Genomic DNA, 18,422 nt, shown 5'->3' with positions numbered 1-18,422 from the left:
GTGCGGCTCACCCGCCGCGGCGTCATCGTGCTGGCCTTCGCCGCCGGGTCCTACGCCCTCGGCGAACTGGCCGGGTACACGTTTTTCCGTTCCTTCGCGGGGATCGCGGCGGGCGCGGTGCTGATCGCGCTGGTCACCACCAGGTTCCGGCCGCGGGTGGAGATCGGCCGGACCGTCCAGCCGGACCGGGTCGAACGGGGGAAACCCGCGCTGGCCTCGCTCGTCGTGCGCAACACCGGTTCGCGGCGGCACGGCGGTTTCGCCGCGGGGGACGGGATCGGGAACGAAACGCACCGACTGCGGGTCCGCCCGCTCGCACCCGGCGCCGAAGCGACGTACCACTACGAGCTCCCGACGGCGACACGCGGGAAACTGCGCGTCGGCCCGCTCGTCGTGCACCGGCCCGACCTGTTCGACCTCGCTCGCGGAGACCGGACCGTCGGGGATTCCGCGTGGTTGTGGGTGCATCCGCGACGGCACTCGGTGCGCGCGGCGCAGGCCGGGCACCCGAGGCACCACCACGAAGGCCCGATCACCGACCCGCCACTGCGTGGTTCGGCGGATCTGCGCGCGGTGCGGGAGTACGTGATCGGGGACGAGGTCCGGCATCTGCACTGGAAGGCGACGGCCAGGACCGGACGGCTCATGGTGCGCGAGTACGCCGACCCCGCCCAGCCCCGGTTCACCACCGTGCTCGACACGCGGCCCGCGTCGATGACGCCCGCCGTTTTCGAAGAGGCCGTCGAGGTGGCGGCTTCCCTGTTCTACGCGTCGGCGTCGGCTGGGCAGCACTGCCGCCTGATCACCTCCGCCGGCGCGGACACGCCGACCGACAGCGGGGTGCGCGCGGCGAGGACGCTGCTGGACGAACTCGCGCTCGTCACGCAGGACGCGGCGGACGACGCGCCGTTGCTGCCCTCGGTCCTGGCCGCCGCCGAACGCCCCGGCGGGGTGCTCGTGGTGGTCACCGGCCCGGACGCCGATCTCGGCCACACGGCCCGCTGGCGGCCCGACACCGTGGTCCGGCTCGGTGACCTCAGGCCGTCGGCCGGCTCCGGTGGACTGATCATCGCGGTCGACGCCGCCGGTGCCGCGGCCCAATGGAACTCCTTGGTGGGGAAGGCATGAGCGCCCGGTTCGATCGGCTCGCGGTCGCCGGGCTGCTCGGCGCGACAGGCGTCGCCGGGATGCTGTTCGCGCCCGTGTTCGGCTGGGCGGAACTGCTGGTGCCGGTACTCGTGGTCGTCCTGGTCGCGTACGGCTGCGCCGAACTGACCGCGAAGTTCCCCAAGCTGACTCCCTATCGGCCCGTGCTCGTCGCGGTGCTCGGTCTGCTCGGGCTGATCGAGACGGTGCTGACGTCGACCACGCTCGCCGCCCTGCCGACCGGCGCTTCGGTGCGCGGGCTGGCGCGCGGCTTCACCGAAGGCTGGCAGCTCACGCTGCAGTCCACCTGGCCCGCGCTGCCGGTCCCCGAACAGCTGCTCTTCGTGCCGCTGTCGGTGCTGCTCGCCGTCGTGCTCGGGCTTGAACTGGTGCTGCGACTGAAGAAGCCGCTCGTGGCGCTCGTGCCCAGCCTGGCCGTCGCCGGGTTGGCGCAGGCGTATGAGGCGTTGACGGGACTCGTCGCGGTGGCGGCGGCGCTGGGGTTCGCGCTGCCCGCCGGGCTCCTGCTGTGGTCGGGGCGCCGCGTCCGGTCCGTGAGCCGGGCACCCGGCGTGCCGCGTTCCTGGCGGGTGACGGGATCGGCGGTCTGGCCCGCACTGTCCACTGTGGTCGCCCTGGTCGCCGGATCGGTCGCGTTCGCCGTGCTCGATCCGGCCGGCCGCGATCCGCTGACGCTCAAGGACACCCAGGCCGCGCCGCCGCCGCGAAGCAGGGTCGCCAACCCGCTGGACGAGATCGCCCAGCGGCTCATCCGGCCCGGCGAGGAGGTGTTCCGGTACCGCGGCGACACCCCGGTTGACCAGTGGCGCCTGATCGTGCTCAACGGTTTCGACGGCGCGAACTGGCTGTCCGATTCCCGGCTCCACCGGCTCGGCGCCGGTCTGGACGGCGCTCCCGGCGGTGCGGGCGGCAGCGCCGAACTCAAGGTGCGCGGGCTTTCGGGACCCTGGCTGCCGAGCCATCAGGATCTGACCGGGGTGGACGGTCTGACCCCGCTGGTGGACCAGTCCGCGGGCACGCTGATGCTGGAATCGCCGTCCAGTACCTCGGTGCGGGACTACCGGCTCAGCTGGTCGTCACCCGAGGTCGATCTCGGCTCCGGCGAAGTCGACGCGCGCGCACCGGGCGGGCTCGGCGGACTCGGCGCGGTGCCGCCCGACGTCGAGCAGGTGGCGAAGGACGCCGTGCGCGGCCTGCGCCCGACGTTCCAGTCCGCGTTGCAGCTGGAACGGTTCCTCAGCACGAACTACCAGGTCGCGACGGGCACGGAGGAACTGCCGACCGGGCACGGCTGGCCGCAGCTTCGGCACTTCCTGCTGGAGAGCAAGCGAGGGACGAGCGAGCAGTTCGCCGCCGCGTACGTGGTCTTGGCGCGGATGAGCGGGATCCCGGCGCGGCTCGTCGTCGGATTCCGCGGTTCGGCCGAGAAAGACGGCGACACGCACGTCGTCCGGAACCGCGATGTCCTGGCGTGGCCCGAAGTCGCGGTCGCCGGGGCGGGCTGGGTCGCGCTCGACCCCACCGCCGCGGCCGTGGGATCGAGCCGGAGCCAGGCGGGCCCCGGCAAGGCGGTCGCCAAGGCGAGGGCCCAGCTGCCCGCCGAACAGCAACTGCGGCCGCCTCAGCTCCCGCCGGGCACGCAGCCGGACTCCGCCGAAGACCAGAACGCGGAAGCGGGGGTCAGCTGGTGGTGGCCCGCCCTCGTCGGCGCGATCGTCCTTTTCGGACTCCTGTGGCTCGTGGGGGTTCCGGCGGCGAAGGTGATCCGCGCACGACGGCGCCGCCGGCGGACCGGCGAGGAAGGGGTGCTCGGCGCCTGGGACGAGATCCGTGACCGGCTGCGCGCGCACGGGGTGCCGTTCCGGATCGGGATGACCCCGCGCGATCTCGCCGAATCGGCCGGATCGCTTGCCGGGGAAGGGATTCGCGAGCCGGTCGCCAGGCTGGCCAAGGTGCTGGACGTGACGCTGTGGTCCGGCGTCCCGGTGGGCGACGGCGCGGTCCGGCGAGCGTGGCAGGAAGTCGGCGAGGTACGCCGGGGCCTGGCCACCAGACCGTTCGCGGCTCGGGTGCTGGCGGCACTCGAGCCGCGAACCCTGGTGCCGGTCAAGGGACGGGCCGGGGGATCCAAGGCCTCGTGAGTGGTAAGGACGGTTAGAACCGTCCTTACCACTCACGAGACGAAACGCTCACGGGTTGCAGCGGGCGCCGCGGATCGAGACCGGCTCGGTGGTGTAGATGTGGCGGCCGTCGGTCGCCCTGAGCTGGAAGCAGTACCGGCGCGCCGGGTCGACCGGGACGTCGAGACTGCGCTGGCGGTGGGCGACGAGCTGTTTCGTCTCGAGCCGCTCGCCCGCCATGATCACGACGAAGTCCAGTTCGCCTTCCGCGGTCCAGGTCAGCTGCACGTGATCGCTCTGGTCGCGCGGCGGGGCGAGAGCCAGTTTGACGTCCGGCGCCGGAGCGGAAGCCGGTGCGGGCGGCGGGATCGCGGCCGCGACCGGGACGGCCTGCCCGCCGATCTCCGCCGGGACGAGGACCAGCGGCACCACGGCCAGCCCGGCGGCGAGCACTCCGGCGCCCGCCAGCGCGATGGGCTTCCAGGGAAGCCGCCGCTCGGTCTTGAGCGGACCGCTGAACTCGCGGATCAGGGTCCGGCCGCCCGAGGGCGGCGTTCGCACCACCTGGACCGGCGACGGGGCGGCGGGCTGCCGGATCACGGCGAAGTCGTCGAATTCGACGTCGGCGTCTTCTTCTTCGGCCGATACGTCGACAGGTTCCCCGGTGACGACTTCGCCGCCGGGCTGCCGCAGCTTCGTGAACAACCGCGCCAGCGAAGCGACGTCCTGCGGCCGGTCGGCCGGTTCCTTGGCCAGCAACCGAAAGATCGTGGCGGAAAGCTCACTCGGGACGCCCGGGTCCTGGATCGGCGCGACCGGTTCCCGTAGCACCTGGAGGATCCGTTCACCGGGCTGTTGCCCGGTGTGCCGGGGAAAGGGCGGTGTGCCGGTCAACGCGGCGTAGAGCACCGCGCCGAGTCCATAAAGGTCGGACGCGGGGGAAAGCGTGTCGTCGCGCAGGGTTTCCGGCGCGGTGTACTCGACCGCGTACATCGGGTCGCGCGGGAATCGCCGACGCAGGGCCACCCCGAAATCGGCGAGCACGAATTCGCCGGAGGCGCGGTACAGCACGTTGTGCGGGCTCACCCCGCCGTGCACGACGTCCGCGCCGTGCGCCGCGGCGAGTGCCGACGCGATCGCGGCGCCGAGCGCGAGCACGTCGGGAACACCCAGCCTGGCACCGGAATCCAGCAGACCGGCGAGTGAACCAGGGCACAGTTCGCGGCGGATCCCGGATCGGCCGCCCGCGTCGGTCAGGACGTCGTCGATCTGCAGCACCGAGCGCGTCGAGCGCACGGCGGCCAGCGCCTTCCGTTCGCGTTCCAGCCACGCGGAGGTCTCGCGGTCGAAGGCGCCGGGGAACATCTTGATCGCGAAGTCGTTGCCCGTAGCGGGATCCCGGCCCGCGTAGACGGTGGCGATGGGGCCCTGGGCGAGCAGCCTCGGTCCGCCGACTCCTGTCTCGATGCTCATGACCCCATTGTCGCGCAAGAAGACCCGATTCGGAGTACTTTCCCGGCGGCAGGTTCCTGCCGCGGCGGCCCGGCGCGCGGGCCGCTGGCCGACCCTTTTCCCATGCAGACTGCCGGCCTGGTCAGGGTCACCATCACCACTCCGCACCGGCGCATCGACATGGCGCTGCCGGAACACGCGTCCGTCGCCGAAATCCTCCCCGGCCTGCTCGCGCGGGCGGGCGAGGGAATGGCCGACGACGGGGTCGCCGGCGGCGGCTGGCAGTTGCGCCGCGCCGACGGGACACCCTTCGATCTGGACCGGACGCTGGGCGCGCACCGGGTCCGGGACGGGGAGATCCTCCATCTGACGCCGCGCCGCGCGGAATGGCCGGAGCCCGAGTACGACGACCTGGTGGACGCGATCGCCACCGGCTCCGGCCGCACCGGCAAGGCCTGGGGGCCGCGGCACACGCGGCAGGCGGGCCTGGCCGTCGGCGGGGTGGCGATGTCCTTCGGTCTGCTCGCCGTACTGCGCGCCGGCCCGCCGTGGACGTCACCGGCGTCCTGGGCGCTGGCGGTCTCCGCGCTGCTGCTGGCCGCGGGTGTCCTGCTCGCGCGGGCGCTGCGCGACGCCGGTGCCGGGGCGGTGCTCGCCGCCGTCGCGCTTCCGTTCGCCTTCGCCGGCGGCGGTCTCCTGCTGGCGGGCGACGACCCGATCGGCGCGCTGTCCGCCGGTCATCTGCTGCTGGCGAGCGCGGCGCTGCTGCTCGCGGCCGTCGTCGGCCATCTGGGGGTGGTCGCCGCGCCCGAACTGTTCGCGGGGGCCGCCACCGTCGGTCTGCTCGGGGTGCTCGGCGGCTGGCTGGCCACCTTCGACGACCTGGCGGGGTACCGGTCGGCGGCCGTGCTCGGCGGCGGGGTCCTCGTGCTCTCGACCACGTTCGCGCCGCTGGCGCTGCGGCTCGGCCGGGTGCCGATGCCGGTGCTGCCGCGGTCGACCGCGGACCTGGTCCGCGACGATCCCCAGCCACCGCTCGATCTCGTGCACGCCGCCGTCGCCAGAGCGGACGCGCTGCTCACCGGAATGCTGGGCGGCGCGGCGATCGTCGTCATGTACTGCCAGCTGCAGCTGATCCGCAGCGACAGCGAAGCCGCCGTCGTGCTCGTCGCCCTGCTCGCGGCGGGTTTCCTGGTGCGGGCGCGGTTGTACCCGATCCTGCGGCAGCGGCTGCTGGTGCTGGTGACCGGGATCTTCGGCGCCGGGTGCCTGCTGGCCGGCCCGCTCATGGCGGACCGTTCGCTGCTGCTCGTCCTGGCCGGGCCGCTGTCCTTGGCGGTGGCGGCGGGCGTGACCGCCTCCGGCGTCGTGCTGAGCACCCGCGCCGCCAACCCGTATCTCGGCCGGATCGCCGAATACTTCGAGATCCTGGTGACGATCGCCGTCGTCCCGGTGGCGTGTTCGGTGCTCGGCCTGTACGGCTACGTGCGCGGACTGGGGGGCTGAAACGATGGCGTCCAAACGGGATCAACTGCAGGCGTACCAATTCCTGGTACAGCGCGCGATCTCCGCGCTCGTGACGAGGGAGACCGACCCGGAACAGCCACCGTTCCGGCGGCCGTCCGGTGCCGCGTTCGCCAGTGTCGCACTGGCGATCGTGGCGCTGGCGTGCGTCGGGGTCTACGGGATGATCGTGCCGGGCGGGAACAACGCCTGGCGCAAGAACGCCGCCGTCATCGTGGAGAAGGAGAGCGGGACGCGGTACGTCTACCTGGACGAACGGCTGCACCCCGTCGCGAACTACGCGTCCGCGCTGTTGCTGCTCGGCGAACACGGCACCACGGAACGGGTTTCGCGCGATTCGCTCGCCGGAGTCCCGCGAGGGCCCCGGATCGGCATCGCCGACGCGCCGGACGGCTTGCCCGGCCCGGAAAAGCTGCTCACCGGATCATGGTCGCTGTGCTCGGCGCCCGCGAGCGACCTTGCGGGCAGCCGGATCGAGGAATCGGTACTGCTGGCGGGCGCGTCGCCGTCGGGCGGCGCGGAACTGGGAGACCAGGCGCTGCTGGTGGAATCGACGTCGACCGGCGACCGCTTCGTCGTGTGGCGCGGGCATCGGCACCGGATCAACGACTACGGCGCCGTCGGCACGGGGCTCGCGCTCACCGCCGAACCGTGGGCGCGGGTGGGCCGGGCGTGGCTCGACGTGCTCCCGGAAGGCACGCCGATCGGCCCGCTCCCGGTCGCGGCGGCGGGCGAGGTGTCCACCGCGGTACCCGGCCGGACCGACATCCGGAACGGGATGCTGCTGATGGTGCGGACCTCCGGCGGCGGACAGCAGCACTACCTCGCCGAGCGGGACGCTTTGCGCCCCATCACCGAACTGCAGTACGACGTCCAGCGCGCGAGCGTCCAGATGCTCGCCGCCTATCCCGGTACCGAACCGAAGACCGTGCCGCTGCCACCTTCGCTGGCGACCATGTCCCGTCAGCTGGACCCGGTCCGGGCCGACGCCGGCGCGGCACCCGCGACCCGTCCGGCCATCGCGCGCCTGCGCGACCAGGACGCCACCGTGTGCGCCACCTTCGGCGACGGCTCCGCGGCGCCCGCGCTGACCGTCGACCCCGCACTGCCCGCCGCGGACCCGATGTCCACCACCGCCCGCCGGACCGCCGCCGGGACCCCGCTCGCGGACCGCGTCCATGTTCCGCCGGGCAGCGCGATCGTCGTCGAGGCGATGCCCTCCGCACAGGCCCCGGCCGGGACGCTGACCGTCGTGACCGACATGGGGCGCCGCTATCCGCTGGCTTCACCCGACGTGCTGAAGATGCTCGGCTACCCATCGGCGCGACCGGTGCGCCTTCCCGCCGGTCTGGTCGCGCGCCTGCCCGAGGGCCCGAGCCTCGACCCGGCCGCCGCGCGGCGCCAAACCCTGGGCGGCTGACCCGCCGCTGGCCGTGACTCGCGTGCTTGAAGGCGCAACACGCGAGTTACGCCCCCAATCACGCGAGATACGGGAACGACGTGAAGGCCCCCTTCACTGCGTCTAGCGCAGTGAAGGGGGCCTTCACGTACAAGCGGCTCAGCGGGAGTTCGGCCGCCACAGGTCTTCGTCGAGCATCTGCACCGAACCCGACTCGGACTCACCTGGCCGCCGTCCGCGCGTCAGCGTGAACCCGGCGTCCGGATTGCCGTTGGCGGCCCGGCCGCGCAGCTTCGCCGGAACACCGTCGCTTCCCCCGGACGACGTCCTGCGTGACGCGCCGTTCCGCCCGGTCGGCTGGTCGCTCGAGCCGGGCCGCAGCGTGCCCGCGGTGGCCTGGCCCCCGCCGCCGTGGGGCGACATCATCGGTGGAACCCCCGTCCCCGCGGACTTGGTCCCGGAAGGGCTCGCGGCGCCCGGCTGGACCTCGGACGCCAGGCTGGGGGCCCGCTTTCCGACGACCGGTTTGGCCGCGCCGCCGAGCCCGCCGAGCCCGCCGGCCGCACCGATCCCGCCGAGCAGCCCCGACGGAATCGGCGGGACGCCGGAACCGCCGGGGAGACCGCCGAGCGACGGGAGCGAGCCCGCCGTGGGCGGCAGGGGAGCGAGCCCTGCCAAGGAGATCCCGGACGAGCCGTTCTGCGAACCCAGCCCGCTCAGGCCCTCGGATGCCGGAAGCCCGGTTCCTGCCCCGCCGCCGAACGATCCCGCTGTCTCCGCGAGGCTCTGCAGTTCGGTGAGCGCGTTCATCCCGGCCTCGGCGGCGGCGAGGAAGTCCGTCGGTGAGTTCCCCTCCGCCGACACGGCTTGCTGCTCGGGCAACAGGTCTGCCGGGGACTCGATCCCCGCGGCCGCGCAGACACTGAGCATCGAGAGGTCGAAATGCCCCCCGAGTTCGGTCATCTTCATGCCCGATGCCTGCTGAAGTGCGAAAGCCGCGGGCGCGGCGAGCGGGTTGAGCGCGATGAGCCGGTACTCCGCGTAGAGAGCCGCCACCGCCGCCGCGGTCGCCGTGACGTCGGAAGCGAGCGTCGTCAGCGTTTCGGCGGGTTTGGCCAGATCGATCCGGTCGCCCCAGAACTTGAGTTCGGCCAGCGTTCGCTGGGCCTGCTCTTCGTGCAGCCGCCCGGCGTCGTCCGTCCATTCCGGAGAGAGCTCGCCGACCCGGGTGCTGATCTCCGCCGCGGTGGTGTCGATCCAGCCGCGCACTTCGGTCCACATGTTCGCGGCATCGAGCAGGGCCTGGGCCTTGCCGGCTTCGGCACGGGCCATCGCGTCGTGCATTTCGATGGGGAGCAGCTGGTAGGGAATCATCGGTGGCTCCTCACACACTCGCCTGCGAGCCGTCGGCCGCAGATGCCTCGGTGGATTCGTTCTGGGACTTCGGGGCCTGGCTGATCGAGCTCGATGCCTGCTTCAGCAGGCTCAAGCCCTTCTCCGCGACTTTGAAGGACGACGTGGCCAGGGACAGCGCGCTCGCCGCGTCCGCGGCCGTGTAGCCGGCGGCGATGGTCTTCACCTTCGTCGAATCCGTGACGAGTTCTTCGGTGATCTTCGTCAGGAAGGCCGTCATCTCGGCGGTCGCGGCCTTGTCCAGCAAGGACATCGCGATGCCCTCGAACAACCCGGACGCGTTCAGGCCGTGTCCCAGCCTGCTCAACGAACCCGGCAGGTCCGGCGCCTTGAGCTGCCCCGAGTAGGCGGCCATCGCTTCGGGGTCACCATCGACGAAATCGGGCATGAGCCCCCTCCTTTACTGTCCGGTGCGGTACTTCGGTTCGTCGTACCCGGTCGGGCCGACCTGCCACAGTTCCTCGTCGAGCAACTGGACGGTGTTCTCGCCGTCCCATCGCCGTTCGGCGGCGGGCGGCGGGGTGGTGGCGCCGGCTCGTCCGGTCCGGCCCCGCAGCGATACACCCGGTGTGCTGTCGGGCTTCCGCGACCGGACGGCGTTGACCTGCTCGGCGGCTCCGGGCCGGATCCCGCTCGACGAACCGCCCCCGCCGGCATGCGGCGAGTGCATTGCGGGCATCATCCCCGGGCCTGCCATCCCTCCTGCCGCAGCGCGCGACGCGCCCGTCGCCCCCGCCGTCGTTCCGGTCCCGGGAAGCGGGGCTCCGGGCATCGAAGCGCCGAGGCCTGCCGTGCCGGATACGGGCACCGGGCCCGCCGTCGACGGCGCGCCACCTCCTCCGCCGCCGATGCCAGCCGCGCCGGCGTCGAGGCCTGCCAGGCTGGGCAAACCGGACGTGCCGAGGGGGTCGATTCCGGGCAGCGGGCTCCAAGGCGTCAATTCGCCGGGTTCGAGGGGGGTCAGGTCGCCGGTCGGATCCGTGCTGCCACCACCGAATTGCCCCAGCAGCCCGCTTGCCGCGTCCAACGCCTGGGAGCCACTGTCCAGTAGTGAGGAAGCGGCGGCCATGATCTCTTGTGGGGAATCCGGATCTCCGGTGTCTTCCGGGGAATCCGGGGTGGTCGGTTCCGTCGGCGCGGCCGGTTCGACCGGCGTCCCGTCCGTCCCGGCGCCATTCGTTCCGTCGCCCGCCCCGCCGGTGCCCCAGTCGGTCGTGGACGCGGTGGGTGCCGGATTCTGCGGTGCCGCACGGGGCCCGCTCCACGGTGCGCCGAGTGCGTTCCTCATCACGTACTGCGCGCTGAAGTAGTTGATTCCGAGCGAGGTGAGATGATCGATGATCTTCCGCTGGTAGTCCGGCTCGTGCTTTGCTTTCGCGTCGGCGTCGGCGCCGTATTTGAGGTGGAAGTCATCGCGCAGGAGTTTCACGTTGTTGTACGTGGTCTGGATGTCACCGGCCAGCTTTCGCAGCGCGTCGGCCACGCCGGACCTGGTTATGCCCGCCGTGGAGCCGACGGAGATCCCCACCTGTCCGAGGTTGGTGTTGTCGTTGTACATCGGGATCGGATAGCCGGGGACCTCGGCCGTGGCCTGGGTCCACGAGCGCAACGACTCGAGGTCCTTTTCCGCCTGTGCGGCGAAAAGCTCACCCGCGGTATCCGTCCACCCGCCTTCGCTTCTGAGGCTTTGCAGTTCGCCGCGGAAACGAGCGAGCTTGTCGTCGATCCATTCCCGTGCCGCGTCCCACATCTTCGCCGCGTCGTCGAGTCTGTTGACATGCGGGAGTTCCGCCTCGATCCGCTTCAGCAACTGGTCGACCGAGAGCCCTTCGTACGCCATCGGAATCCTCCTACTTCGGCTGGTCCGCTGGGACCGGGAACTCCGGCGCGACGGTCGGCAGTCCGGTGTCCTGCCGGTCGCGCAGACCCTGGAGAATGGTCTTTTTGGCATTTTCGGCGGCCGCGAGGTACTTCACGCCTTCGTCACGGACGAACAGGGCGTAGGCACTGAACCCGTAAATGACGTCCGTGATGAACTTCTGTAGCTGTTTGGTGACTTCGGCGTCCATGCCGGCCAGGTCGCCACACTGAACCAGACCGTTGGCGCACGCCGGATCCACGCCACGACGGAGTGCTCCGCCGGGAACCTCGGCGACGAGCGCCGAAACCCGTTGGGAGAACACCTCCATGGCACTGGTGTCTCCGTCGATCTCATCGCCAAGCCCCATTTTCCACCCCTGAATTCGAGTCTTCGCCGAAAGGCAATCACTTCGCCCGCCCCGGCGGGCCGCCGCGACAGGAACCGGCCAGAGCTACTCCTCCGGCGGCAGCCAGGCCAGCTGGACCAGGCCCTTGCTCCCGCGCCGGTCGATCAGCCAGCCCCGGCCCGGCGGCAGCACCTGCGCCCGCATCCCGCCGAGCAACGGGCCTTCGTCCCGGTCACCCGACATCATCAGACCGGGGGCGCCGACTTCCCTGACCCGGCCGAACAACGGTTCGAAGATCCCGCGCCCGGCGCCGCCGGTCCTGCGGGCGAGCACGAGGTGAAGACCGACGTCCGCCCCGTGCGCGACCAGGTTCAGCAGCGGTAGCAACGGATGTTCCTTGTGAGTGGCCACCATGTCGTAGTCGTCGACCAGGACGAAGATCTCCGGGCCCTGCCACCAGTTGCGCGCCCGCAATTCTTCCGGAGTGATATCCGGGCCGGGCAGCCGTTTTTCGCAGATCCCGGCCAATTCGGTCAGCAGGCCACGGCTGTGCGTGTCGCTGGTGCCATAGGCGAGCAGGTGGTCGTCCCCGACCTCGCCGAGCAGGCCGCGGCGGTGGTCGATGAGCACGATCTTGGCCTGCTCGGGGGTATAGGCCCGGGTGATCCGGCGTGCCAGCAGCCGCAGGAACGAGGTCTTGCCCGATTCGGTGTCGGCGAGGAGGAGGAAATGCGGGTCGGCGGTGAAGTCGAGCCGGAAGGGGGAGAGATCCTTTTCGTGGATCCCGACGGCGAGGCCCGCCTCGGGACCGCTGATCTCGTCGGATTCGGGAAGTTCCTCGTAGCGCAGGACGCCGGGCAGGAGGCGGACCGACGGCGCGGGTTCACCCGGCCATCCCGTGCGGACGGTTTCGACCAGCGCGGCGAGCCCATCGGCGAGATCGCCCGCCTCGGCCTTGCCGTCGACACGAGGCAGGGCGATCAGCATTTGGTGCCCCTGCATGGCGAGCCCCCGGCCCGGTGCTCCGGACGGGACGCTCATCGCGGCGCGTCGGTCGATGGCCGAGTCGATCGGGTCACCGATCTTGAGTTCGAGCCTGCTGGCGAACAGATCCCGCACGTTCATCCGCAGATCGAAGGAGCGTGTGCACGAAGCCACCACGTGCACACCGAACGACAGGCCGCGCGCGATGATGTCGTTGACGGTCTCTTCCAGTTCGGGGAAGTCGTTCCGCAGCGTCAGCCAGCCGTCGACCACCAGGAACACGTCGCCGTGCGGGTCTTCGGGGAATCCGCTGCCCGCCCGGAGCCGCCGGTAGGTGGCGATCCCGTCGATCCGGTGCTCGGCGAACATCCGTTCCCGCTGGGCGAGCAGGGCGGCCACCTCGGCGACCGTGCGGCGGACCGCGCCGGTGTCGAGCCGCCCGGACATGCCGGAGACGTGGGGCAGGCCGCTGATCGAGGCGAGCGTGCCGCCGCCGAAGTCCAGGCAGTAGAACTGCACTTCACGCGGAGTGTGGGTGAGAGCGAGGCTCGTGATCAGCGTGCGCACGGCGGTGCTCTTGCCGGTCTGCGGCGCGCCGAGCACCATCAGATGGCCCGCCGCGCCGGACAGATCGAGTGTCAGCAGGTCGCGGCGCTGCTCGAACGGCCGGTCGACGATCCCGAGCACCGGCCGCAATGCCCCGGCGAGTTCGGGTGGGCCGGCGGTCGCGCCACGTCCCGGGTGGACGGTCAGGCCGGGCAGGAGCGCGTCGAGAGTGGGCGATTCGTCCAGCGGCGGCAGCCATACCTGGTGCGCCGGGGTGCCTTGACCCTCCAGCCGGTCGACGAGGATGTCGAGGAGCGTCTCGCCGACGGCTGTATCCTGGTCTTCGGCCGGGACGGTTTCCGCCACCTCGTCGGAACCGACCTCCGGAGCGACATAGGCCGTCGTGTATTCGTGCAGTTGCAGCTGTTCCCGTCCGGTCGACGGCACCGGGATCCCGTTGTCGCGCTGGTAGACCCCGGAGACGTATGCGGCGCGGAACCGGTCCATCGGCTCGGTGCCGACCTTGAGGAAACCGTGCCCGGGAGCGCGGGGCAGGTGGAACGCGTCGGCCACCCCGAGGACCGCACGGCTGTCCATTTCGGAGAAGGTCCGCAATCCGACGCGATAGGACAGATGGGCTTCGAGCCCGCGAAGCCTGCCTTCGTCGAGCCGCTGTGAGGCAAGGAGCAGGTGGACCCCCAGCGAGCGGCCGACTCGGCCGATCTGGACGAACATGTCGATGAAGTCGGGTTTGGCGGACAGCAGTTCCGAGAACTCGTCGCAGATCACCAGGAGCGTAGGTACTTCGGGCAGCGGGGCGCCCGCCGCCCGTGCCTTCTCGTAGTCCCGCAGCGAAGAGAAATTTCCCGCCGCACGCAACAGTTCCTGGCGGCGGATGAGCTCGCCGTTGATCGCGTCGGTCATCCGGTCGACCAGATGCAGCTCGTCGGCGAGATTCGTGATCACGGCGCTGGTGTGCGGAAGCGCGTCCAGGCGGGCGAAAGTGGCACCGCCCTTGAAGTCGACGAGGGCGAAGTTCAACGAGTTCGGCGGATGGGTGACGGCCAGCGCCAAAACGAGGGTGCGGAGGAGTTCGGACTTGCCGGAACCGGTCGCGCCGATCAGGAGGCCATGCGGGCCCATTCCCTCCTGGGCCGACTCCTTCAGGTCGATCTCGATCGGGGTGCCGTCTTCCTGGATCCCGAGCTGCACCCGCAGCCGGTCCCGGTTCGGCCGGGGCAACCAGGTGTCGGCCGGGTCGAATTCGTAGGGATCCCCGAGCTGCAACAGTTCGGCGAGTCCCAGTTCCGAGGTCAGCGTGGCCTCACCGCGCAGACCCGCCGTCAGCCGGAGCGGGGCCAGTTGCCTGGCCAGCCCCTCCGTCGCCGCAGGGCCGAGCGTGTCGGCCTGCCCGAGTGGGGCTTCCCCGTCGATGGTTTCGCTGACCAGTCCACCCTCGGCGTCCACCGCGAGCACCACGGAGGTCCGGTCCAGCGCGCGCGGGGGCATCGTGGTGAGGTCGACCACCGTCACCCCTTCGACACCACCACCGGTCATCAGGTGGTCGGAGCCCGCGATCGAGCCGCCGTCGAGGACGACCACCACATGCGGGCCGGGAACCCGGACGTCCACCTCGGGGTCGAAGCGCGGACGTTTGACCAATTCCTCTTCCAACATCGACTCGAGCGCCTGGATGCCCGGCGCGACGAGGCGCAGCGGGCCGAGCGCGTCGGTGCGTTCCGGATGCAGCCCATGTGGCAGCCACTTGACCCAGTCCCAATCGACGACCCGATCCTGCCCGGCACAGACCGCGATGCGGAGGTCGTCCGGGGAATGCAGGGTGACCAGCTGCGCCAGCATCGCGCGCAGGACGCCGAGTGACGTGGTGCGGTCGCCGCGGAGGAAGATCCGGCTGAAACCGTTGACCGCGATCGCGATCGGCAGCCTGTGCACCGTGGTGTACGTCGTGATGAACCGGCGTAAGGCCAGCGCCGACAACGGTTCCAGATCTTCGAGCGGTTTGGTGTCCGGCGCGATCAGGCCGAGTGAAGGCGTCTGCGGGCCCCGGCCGATCCGGGCGATGCCGAAGTCCTGGTCGTTCTTCCTCCGCTCCCATAGGCGGTAGCTCGAAGCCAGCGACCACAACGTGCTGGGATCCGGATGCAGGTACTCCATCGCCTCGCGCTGCCTTCGCACCGACCGGCGCAGCCGCAGCCGGTGCTGGGACAGGTGGCGCAGGTACTTCCGCCGGGCGTAGGCCATCTCTCGTTTGCTCGGCCCACCGCCCTGGAGGAAGCCGGTGACGACCATCCCGAGCATGCCGACGCCCATCAGGCCGTAGATGACGAACCGGATCTGCCCGGTCATGCTGCCGGAGTACATCAACAGCATCGCCGCCATCATCGCCACCATCGGCAGCACCATGAAGATCTGCGTCCACTGCCGCGCGGGCGGCGGCGGGATCTCCGGCGGCGGCTGCAGGATCAGCTCGCCGGCAGGCATTTCCGGAGCCGGCCGACGGCTCGGCCGTTTCACCATGATTGTCGCCACGGTCCCGATCGTCTGGGAAAACGAGCGGCACCAGACGGCGTTGGCAGGAACTTGCCGCGGGCCGGGATACGGCGGCCGGGCGGCCTAGATTCCGGAGGACAGGTACGGAAAGGAGAACCGAGCATGTCGTATTGGGATCTGATCGACGACGACGTCACCGCGTTGCGTGCGCAAGCGGTGCGTCACCAAGACTTCGGCCAGGGCATGGCGGATGGTTCGACGCAGGTCGCGAAAGCGGTCGAGAACGGAGCTTCCGCGTGCAGCGGTGTTTTCGTTCCCGCCATGTGTGACGTGGACACGTCGCGGCACGGGACGACCACCTTCAATGTCGGGGTGGCGACCGATACTTCGGACGCCATGACGAAGGGCGGCGACGTCATCCTCGACTACGACTCGAGCGCGGCCGGGACGGTACAGAAATCAGTGGACTACAACCTCGCCAACAGGTTGTGACTCGGAAGGGAGACAGGCAATGGGGATGAGTTCCGAGCGGGTCACCGCACACCGGGAAACCGGCGACATGATGGTGACGGCCATCAACTCCGACGCGAACACCCAGATCGACAATGTCGCTCTGCAACGACAGGAAGTCGGCTTCCTGTACGACTCGGACGTCAAGTCCGGGTTCGGTCACGACCTGAACGAGCTGGTGCAGAGCAACATGGCGAAGGCCAACGAGACCTTCCAGACCCAGCTCGGACAGGCCCAAGGCGTGCGCGGTGCGTTCGAGACCGTGCTGGACGCGCCCCGCGCGGCCGCCCAGCTGCTCAGGGGGCTCTGAGTGCGCTGACCACTGAGGACGAGAGGCCCCGGCGAGCTTGGCTCGGCGGGGCCTCTCGTCTCGTGAGCGGTAAGTGTCCTTGCTACCCACCTGTACCGAACGGCCGGTTCGTTCGACTGGATGGACGACACGCGTGCCGCCATCCAGTCAAACGAAATAGCTCACCGCTTGGTGAGCAGGAACATCTGTTCCGGTGGCTCGACAGTGGCAGGCTCGGCGGGCAGCGGAGCGACCCGGCCGGGACGCCACCGCCGTCGACGCCCGCGAATCACGACGGCCACCCCGACAGCGGACGCTACGATCGCGGCGATGGCGGCGGCGGTCAGCCATTTCGCGGCCGACCCGGTCTCCCTCAGCCGTTCGGCCCGGTCAAGGGCCGCCTGGTCGACCGGCCCCGGAGCAAAGGCAGGCAGAGCCGCGGGTTTCTCGGGGGCGAGTCCGTCGGTCACCGCGCGGTAGGGGTCGGCCAGCCCCGCGCCGTACGCGGTGCTCGCCCGGCCGCCTCGTGCAGGGTTCGCGGTCGCCTTCAGCCGCTGGATCACTTGCGCGGCGGACAAATCCGGCCACGCGGACCGCACCAGCGCTGCTGTCGCGGAGACGAACGGCGCGGCGAAACTGGTTCCGTCGACGTAGGCATGGCCCGCCACGCGGGTTGTCGCGAGCACCTTCGCGCCCGGCGCCATGATCCCGACGTAGGGGCCGATCTGCGAAGCGTTCATCCGGGCACCGTCGATGTCCACGGCGCCCACCCCGAGCACGCCGGGATAGCCGGCCGGGTAGGACGGCAGTCCGGAGTTCGTGTCCCGTTGTGAGTTGCCCGCGGCGGCGACGACCACCGCGTCTTTCCAGACGGCGTACGCGACCGCGTCACGGATGACGGGGAAGTCGCTCAGCCCGGCCAGGGAAAGGTTGATCACCTTCGCGTTCTGGTCCGCCGCGTACCGGATCCCGTTCGCCACCACCTGCGGGTCGACCCGCAGTGAGTCGCCTTGGTCGCTCAGGTCGCGGTCGGTGATCCGGACCGGGAGGATCTCCGCGTCCGGGGCGATGCCGTGGAAACCGATGCCCGGCACCGGATCGGCGGCGATGACACCTGCCACCCCGGTGCCGTGCGAGACACAGTCGAACGAACCCGGCAGTCCGCCCGGCAGGTAGAAATCCCTGCCCTGGCGTACCTTCCCCGGCCTGCTGAGCTGAGGGTGGTCGGCGTCGACCCCGGAGTCCACCACCGCCACCAGTACCCCGGCGCCGCGACTGCGCGGCCAAACCCGTTCCGGGGAGAGCAAGTGCTGTGCCCAGGGTTCCGCCTGAACCTCCGCGTGCGCCGGCTCCGGATCACGGCAGGCGCCCGCGGGCGGTGCCGCATACGCCGGTGCCGCGACCGTGCCGCAGTGAAGCGCGACCAGGGCCGTCGCGGCGGCGAGCATCCGATGTCTTTTCACCCTGGCAATAGTCGGACGAGGACCGGGGGGTCGGCGGCCGCTGGCCGCAACCTGCCACCCGCCCACGACAGTCGCGTGACGGCCACAGACTGAGCCGGAGACAGGAGGCATCGTGGAGAGGTACGACGACTACCGGCGAATGGCCGGGGAACTCCGTGCGGCCCAGGAGCGGATCGCGGAACTGCGGGCCACCGCCGAATCCGATGACGGGCTGATCAGTGCGACGGCCGGTGGCTACGGCGAACTGGTCGAGCTGCGCTTGGATCCGCGTATCTACCGCGTTCCCGATTCCGCTGAGCTGGCCCGGGCCATCAAGGACACGATCCACCGCGCCGCCGAACGCGCCCAGGAGCGGTGCGCCGCGGTCGTCGCCGGACACCTGCCGGACAACCCCGAGGCCGGACCGGCCGATCTGCGGTTCGGGCCCGCTTTGCACGTCCTCGACCGGGAGATCGCGGGGGAGCGCCGATGACCTGGCTCAGCCTGAACGGTGGCGACGACGTCGCCGACATGGACCCGGACGCGACCGGTTCCTTCATGGGGAATCTGCGCGGCGCGTCCGCCGATCTCCACGATGGCTGGACGCGCGACAACAAGCGGATGGTCGCCGCCAACCAGCTCGGCCGCGGCCCACTGGGCGAGGCGTTCACCAGCCTGCTCAAGGGCAAAGACGGGGAATTCGCACCGGACAAGGCAAGGGCGGCCGCGGAGTCGGTCCCCGGTTTCTACGTCAAGGTCGCGGAACTCGGTGAACTGCTGGTGCCGGTCTATGTGGCCCATGACGCCGAGGCCGCCAGTGCCATCTGGTCGTCGGTCCGCGGCTGATCGGCGCTCGCG

The 18,422-nt window shown here is 70.8% G+C and carries 15 protein-coding genes; 8 read left to right on the top strand and 7 right to left on the bottom strand.

Going from position 1 to position 18,422, the window contains the following annotated elements:
• Window positions 1-1,128, top strand: a complete 1,128-nt coding sequence (locus tag AC069H_RS06805; protein WP_478231615.1) for a DUF58 domain-containing protein — start codon at window positions 1-3, stop codon at window positions 1,126-1,128.
• On the top strand, window positions 1,125-3,308 hold the full coding sequence (locus AC069H_RS06800; RefSeq protein ID WP_478231614.1) for a transglutaminase TgpA family protein: 2,184 nt from the start codon (window positions 1,125-1,127) through the stop codon (window positions 3,306-3,308). Before AC069H_RS06805 ends, AC069H_RS06800 begins: the two co-directional genes overlap by 4 nt.
• Window positions 3,309-3,356: 48 nt before the next feature.
• On the opposite strand, the gene AC069H_RS06795 is transcribed toward AC069H_RS06800, so the two are convergent.
• The gene (locus tag AC069H_RS06795) at window positions 3,357-4,760 is read right to left on the bottom strand and encodes a serine/threonine protein kinase (protein WP_478231613.1); all 1,404 of its coding nucleotides are present in this window, start codon (window positions 4,758-4,760) and stop codon (window positions 3,357-3,359) included.
• 102 nt (window positions 4,761-4,862) lie between these two features.
• Between AC069H_RS06795 and eccD the strand changes: the two genes are divergently transcribed.
• Window positions 4,863-6,245 carry a type VII secretion integral membrane protein EccD gene (gene eccD / locus AC069H_RS06790; protein ID WP_478231612.1) on the top strand — a complete coding sequence of 461 codons (1,383 nt, stop codon included), beginning with the start codon at window positions 4,863-4,865 and terminating at the stop codon, window positions 6,243-6,245.
• Window positions 6,246-6,249: 4 nt separating this feature from the next.
• Complete coding sequence (eccB, locus tag AC069H_RS06785; RefSeq protein ID WP_478231611.1) at window positions 6,250-7,683, top strand: type VII secretion protein EccB; 1,434 nt, start codon at window positions 6,250-6,252, stop codon at window positions 7,681-7,683.
• A 138-nt stretch (window positions 7,684-7,821) separates the two neighbouring features.
• Here the strand turns inward: eccB and AC069H_RS06780 are convergent, their stop codons facing one another.
• The 5 genes from AC069H_RS06780 to eccCa form a co-directional block, all read right to left on the bottom strand.
• Entirely contained in the window at window positions 7,822-9,036 is a 1,215-nt protein-coding gene (locus AC069H_RS06780) for a hypothetical protein (RefSeq protein WP_478231610.1), read from the bottom strand.
• A 10-nt stretch (window positions 9,037-9,046) separates the two neighbouring features.
• Window positions 9,047-9,463, bottom strand: a complete 417-nt coding sequence (locus AC069H_RS06775) for a hypothetical protein (RefSeq protein WP_478225790.1) — start codon at window positions 9,461-9,463, stop codon at window positions 9,047-9,049.
• Window positions 9,464-9,475: 12 nt separating this feature from the next.
• Window positions 9,476-10,915 carry a hypothetical protein gene (locus tag AC069H_RS06770; RefSeq protein WP_478225789.1) on the bottom strand — a complete coding sequence of 480 codons (1,440 nt, stop codon included), beginning with the start codon at window positions 10,913-10,915 and terminating at the stop codon, window positions 9,476-9,478.
• A 10-nt stretch (window positions 10,916-10,925) separates the two neighbouring features.
• Window positions 10,926-11,303 carry a hypothetical protein gene (locus AC069H_RS06765; RefSeq protein ID WP_478225788.1) on the bottom strand — a complete coding sequence of 126 codons (378 nt, stop codon included), beginning with the start codon at window positions 11,301-11,303 and terminating at the stop codon, window positions 10,926-10,928.
• A gap of 84 nt (window positions 11,304-11,387) precedes the next feature.
• Complete coding sequence (gene eccCa, locus AC069H_RS06760) at window positions 11,388-15,362, bottom strand: type VII secretion protein EccCa (RefSeq protein WP_478231609.1); 3,975 nt, start codon at window positions 15,360-15,362, stop codon at window positions 11,388-11,390.
• A 123-nt stretch (window positions 15,363-15,485) separates the two neighbouring features.
• Between eccCa and AC069H_RS06755 the strand changes: the two genes are divergently transcribed.
• Both AC069H_RS06755 and AC069H_RS06750 read left to right on the top strand, forming a co-directional pair.
• A complete protein-coding gene (locus AC069H_RS06755; RefSeq protein ID WP_478225786.1) occupies window positions 15,486-15,815 on the top strand; it encodes a hypothetical protein in 330 nt (109 codons plus the stop codon).
• Window positions 15,816-15,834: 19 nt separating this feature from the next.
• Entirely contained in the window at window positions 15,835-16,143 is a 309-nt protein-coding gene (locus tag AC069H_RS06750; protein ID WP_478225785.1) for a hypothetical protein, read from the top strand.
• 161 nt (window positions 16,144-16,304) lie between these two features.
• Here the strand turns inward: AC069H_RS06750 and mycP are convergent, their stop codons facing one another.
• A complete protein-coding gene (gene mycP / locus AC069H_RS06745; protein ID WP_478231936.1) occupies window positions 16,305-17,570 on the bottom strand; it encodes a type VII secretion-associated serine protease mycosin in 1,266 nt (421 codons plus the stop codon).
• A gap of 127 nt (window positions 17,571-17,697) precedes the next feature.
• Here mycP and AC069H_RS06740 point away from each other — a divergent pair, with 127 nt between their 5' ends.
• Entirely contained in the window at window positions 17,698-18,057 is a 360-nt protein-coding gene (locus AC069H_RS06740) for a YbaB/EbfC family nucleoid-associated protein (RefSeq protein WP_478225784.1), read from the top strand.
• On the top strand, window positions 18,054-18,410 hold the full coding sequence (locus tag AC069H_RS06735) for a hypothetical protein (protein ID WP_478231608.1): 357 nt from the start codon (window positions 18,054-18,056) through the stop codon (window positions 18,408-18,410). The genes AC069H_RS06740 and AC069H_RS06735 overlap by 4 nt, the downstream gene beginning before the upstream one ends.
• Window positions 18,411-18,422: the final 12 nt, after the last annotated feature.

Source organism: Amycolatopsis sp. NPDC043887 (assembly GCF_056435665.1).
This window is presented reverse-complemented; position numbering and strand designations above follow the sequence as displayed.